At 58.6% G+C, this 5,238-nt stretch carries 2 protein-coding genes; both read right to left on the bottom strand.

Translation table 11 applies throughout. From position 1 onward, the window contains the following. Positions 1 to 2,830: efflux RND transporter permease subunit (locus tag VK725_RS11825; protein ID WP_325318254.1), on the bottom strand; the 2,830-nt coding region annotated here is incomplete at its 3' end. Further along, on the bottom strand, positions 2,827 to 5,238 hold a 2,412-nt coding region (locus tag VK725_RS11820; RefSeq protein ID WP_325318253.1), incomplete at its 5' end, for an efflux RND transporter permease subunit. The genes VK725_RS11820 and VK725_RS11825, both read right to left, overlap by 4 nt.

Below are 5,238 nucleotides of genomic sequence, written 5' to 3'. Positions count from 1 at the left end.
TCTCATAGAGAACGCCCAGCACGATATAGACCGCAGCCAGCGCCGCGAGAATCAGCAGTGGCATCGTCGACATCGATTGCGAATAGACCTGCGCCGCACCCGCCGTGCCGCCGTGAATCGAGGCAGGCATGCCCAATTCCTGCGACGCCTGGCCGATCGCATTCAACGCATTGCTCAACGAACCGCCGGGTGGCAGGTTGAATGAGATCGTTGCAGCCACCAAGCCATCTTGATGGCTGACCTGAGTGGCCGTGTGATTGCTGGTGTACATGGCCAGCGCGGGGAACGGCACCATGGTTTCGGACGACGTACTGTCCGCGCTACCGCTGGAACTGCCACCCTTCGAGTTGGAGATGGAGTTGGTGAGCTGGTTCGCTTCAGCGTTGGAGTTCAGCGAATTGGTGCCGGATGAAGACGTGGACGTACTCGTCACCGCAGCGTGCGCCGTCACGCCGGTGACCGTTCCACCCGGCATCTGTGTCTGCTGTGTACCGCTCGCATTGCCAGCGGCCGTGCTGAAGCGTATGCGTTCGAGCATCTGCGGGTACTGCCAATACTTCGGCGCCACTTCCATCACGACAAAGTACTGGTTGAGCTGGTTGTACACGGTCGATACCGTGCGCTGGCCGAAGGCGTCGTACAACACGCTGTCGAGCTGATTGGGGGCGAAACCGTAGCGCGCAGACGTTGCGCGATCCATGGTTACGTAAGTCTGCAAGCCGTTCTGCTGCAAGTCCGAGTTCACGTCCTGCAATTGAGCGCGGTACTTGTTTAGTGCTGTCACCAGTTTAGGCACCCATGTATACAACGCCTGGGGATCGTCGCTGGTCAGGGTGTACTGGTATTCGGCGGCCGAACTTCGACCGCCAATATGCAGATCCTGCGCTGCCTGCAGAAAGAGTTTCGCGCCCGATACCGCATTCAATTTAGGCCGCAGGCGATCCACCACTTGGGAGGCAGAAAGCTTGCGTTGTGCCAGCGGTTTCAGCTCGATAAACACGTTGGCGGTATTGAGGGCGCGACCGCCCGTGAAGCCTGCTACGGATTCGACGGCAGGATCTTTCTGTACGATCGATTGCAGTTGCGCGAGTTTCTTTTCCATCGCCTGGAACGAGATGCTCTGGTCCGCAATGATCTGACCGATCAGGATGCCGTTGTCCTGTTCCGGGAAGAAGGTGGATGGCACCAGTTTGATCAGGAACACGTTCAGCACGATCAATCCAATCAGCATCAGACCGACCAGCAGCGCGTGATCGAGCACCTTCGTCAGCGAGCGCGAATACGCATTCTTGAAGCGCTCGAACTGCTTCTCATACCAGACCGCCCAGCGTGCCTTCGAATGCATGCCTGCGCCGGGACGCAGTACATACGCCGCCATCGTCGGCGTGACAGTGAGCGAGATGATCAGCGAGAACAGAATCGCGATGGAAAGCGTAACGGCAAATTCGTGGAAGAGCAGGCCGATGATGCCGGGCATCAGAAGAATCGGCAGGAATACGGCAATTAACGACAGGCTCATCGAGATCACGGTGAAGCAAACTTCGCCGCTGCCGCGCAGCGCTGCTTCGCGCACATCCATACCGGCTTCGACATGGCGCACGATGTTTTCCAGCACGACCACTGCATCGTCTACGACGAAACCGGTGCCAATGGTTAGCGCCATCAACGAAAGGTTGTCGATGCTGTAGCCCATCAAATACATCGGGCCAAAGGTGCCGACGATCGATAGCGGCAATGCGACGGCAGGAATCAGAATCGCTCGTCCCGATTGCAGGAAGACGAACACCACACCGATCACCAGCAGCACGGCGATGAATAAGGTGCGTTCCGTATCGCCTACGGCCGCGTTGACCGATTGCGAACGATCGACGGCAATGCCGATGTGAATATTGCTGGGCAGCGTTGCCTCGATAGACGGCAACACCTTGCGGATCTGCGCGACCGTCTTGACGATGTTGCCGCCCGGCAACGGATAGACGATCACCAGCACCGCAGGCTTGCCGTTGTACAGGCCCATGTTGCGAATGTTTTCCGCGGAGTCCTCCACATCGGCGACATCGCGCAACAGCACAGGAGCATTATTGCGATAGGCCACAACCAGGTCGCGATAGGGCGCGGCCTTGTTGATCTGGTCATTGGACGTCACTTCGTAACGCTGACCATCCTGGTCGATATGGCCCTTGGCGCTGTCCGCATTAGCCGCGCTGATGGCGGCGCGCACATCTTCCAGGCCAATGCCGTAACTGTTGAGCCGATCGGGTTCCAGCTCCGCGCGCACGGAGGGCAACGCGCTACCGCCAAGCGTGATTTCACCCACGCCATCGACCTGCGACAACTGCTGCTGGATGACCGAATCCGCCGAGTCGTAAAGCTGCGCTCGCGTGAGCGTGTCCGACGTCAGCGCGAGCACCATGATCGGTGAATCGGCCGGGTTGTATTCGCGATAGCTGGGGTTGTTGCGCAGTGTGGTCGGCAAGTCGGCGCGTGCGGCCTGGATGGCTGCCTGCACGTCGCGTGCAGCGCCATTGATGTCGCGGTTTAGTCCGAACTGAATCACGATCTGCGCTGAACCGACATAGCTCGTCGATGTCATTTCGGAGACATCGGCGATGGCGCCGAGACGTTTTTCCAACGGCTCCGCCACGGTCGACGCCATGATGTCAGGGCTGGCGCCCGCCATGTTCGCCTGCACTACGATGACGGGGTAGGTCACGTTTGGCAGCGGCGCCACAGGCAAATGAAAATACGCCAGAAAGCCCGACAGCAGGATGGCGATCGCCAATAAGGTAGTCGCCACCGGCCGATTGATGAAGAGCGCGGAAATGTTCACGGCGCGCTCTCACCTGCTGCCTGCGACGGCTTGCGATTGAAGCGCTGTGCCAGGCGATCGAAGTAGAGATAGATCACCGGCGTGGTGAACAGCGTCAACAACTGGCTCAGCATCAGACCGCCAATGATGGCAAGACCCAGCGGGCGGCGGAGTTCCGAACCCGTGCCGGTACCCAGCAGCATCGGCAATGCGCCAAGCATGGCGGCCAGCGTGGTCATCAGAATCGGGCGGAAACGCAGCAACGACGCTTCGAAGATCGCCTCTTCCGGCGGCTTGCCGTGGTCGCGTTCGGCTTCGAGCGCGAAGTCCACGATCATGATGGCGTTCTTCTTCACGATACCGATCAGCAAGACGATGCCGATGATGCCGATCACGTCCAGATCCGCACCCGCGACCATCAGCGCCAGCAGCGCGCCGATACCCGCAGAGGGCAGCGTCGAAAGAATCGTCACAGGATGGATGAAGCTCTCGTATAGCACGCCGAGCACGATGTACACGGCCACTAGAGCAGCAATCAGCAGGTACACCTCGCTCGAAAGCGAATCCTGAAACGCCTGCGCGGCACCCTGGAACGAGGACGTGATCGACGACGGCAACTGCACTTGTTTCTCAGCCTGATTGACTTCCTCAACGGCCTTGCTCAATGACGCATCCTGAGCGAGGTTGAATGAGATAGTGACCGACGGGAACTGAGCCAGATGGCTGATCACTAATGGCGACTTGGTGACTTGGATCTTCGCAATCGCACTCAGCGGTACCTGTCCGGAGCTGCTCGTCTGGCTAGGCAGGTACAGCTCACCCAGCGACTGCAGAGTCGGCAGCTTTTCCGGCTTCGCCACCAGAATCACGCGATACTGGCTCGACTGATCGAAAATCGTCGAGACAATGCGTTGCCCCAACGCATCGTAGAGCGCGTTGTCGATCGTCGCTGCCGTAATGCCGTAGCGTGCAGCGAGCTGGCGGTTTACTTCGACATTGACGCTCAGACCGTCGTTGTTCAAGTCGCTCGTCACGTCGCGAATCGACTTGATCTGCTTCATCTTGTCGATCAGCGCGGGGACATACTGTTGGAATGCCTGCTGACTGGGGCCGCGCAATACGAACTGATACTGGTTGGGCGAGATAGTGGTATCGAGTGTCAGATCCTGTTCGGGCTGCAGATACAACTTGATGCCCGGCACGTTGGCGACTTCGTCCTGGATGCGGCGTGCGATTTGTTCGGCCGTTTCCGAGCGGTCGTCGCGTGCTTTCAGATTGATCAAGAAGCGACCGTTGTTCAACGTGGTATTCGTGCCATCGATGCCGACGTAGGACGTCAGATTGGTAACGTCTTTATCTTTGAGGATGGCCTCGGCAATCTGTGCCTGGCGATCCACCATCGTGGTGTACGACACGGAGTTGTCGGCAATGCTGATGCCCTGAATGACACCCACATCCTGGACGGGGAACAACCCCTTGGGTATCACGATGTACAGGATCACCGTGATGATCAACGTCACGAAGAAAGTGATCAGCGTGGCAAGCTGATGGCTCATCACAAAGCGCAGTCCGCGCTCATAAGCCGCCAAGGTTTTATTGAACAGACCTTCGCTGATTCGCTCGAAACGACTGGGATGTCGCTCTGCCTGGGCGCGCAAGATGCGTGCGCAAAGCATCGGCACCAATGTCAGCGACACCACGCCGGATAGCACAATCGTGACGGCAAGGGTGACCGCGAACTCACTGAAGAGTCGCCCGATTACACCGCCCATGAAGAGCAGTGGGATCAACACGGCAATCAGCGACACCGTCAAGGACACAATGGTGAAGCCGATCTGTCCCGCACCGATCAACGCGGCATTGAGCGGCGTTTCGCCTTCTTCCAGGTAGCGCACGATGTTCTCGATCATCACGATCGAGTCGTCGACCACGAAACCGGTGGCGATGATCAATGCCATCAACGACAAATTGTCGATCGAATAATTGAGCTCGTACATCATCGCCAGCGTGCCGATCAACGACACCGGCACGGAGATGCTGGGGATGATGGTGGCGGGCAGGTTGCGCAGGAACACGAAGATCACCAGCACCACCAGCAGCACCGCGAGTACCAGCTCGAACGCGGCATCGCTGACCGATGAACGGATCACGCCGGTACTGTCGGAAACGACCTTGACCTGCATGCCCGCCGGCAGCGTGGATTCGAGCTGCGGCAGTTCTTTCGTGATCTGGTCGACCGTGGCGATCACGTTCGCACCAGGCTGGCGCTGCACATTCAGCACGATCGCCGGCGTCTTGTTGTACCAGGCGCCTTGCTCGGTATCCTGCGCCGCCTGCGTGACGCGCGCGACATCCTTGAGGAAGACGGGCGCGCCGTTCTGGTAGGAGACCACTGTATTCAGGTAATCCTTGGGATCCTGGATCTGGTC

Source organism: Dyella sp., assembly GCF_035486915.1.
GTDB lineage: Bacteria > Pseudomonadota > Gammaproteobacteria > Xanthomonadales > Rhodanobacteraceae > Dyella_B.
The sequence above is the reverse complement of the archived record's forward strand: the minus strand, read 5'-3'. Positions and strand labels throughout refer to the sequence as shown.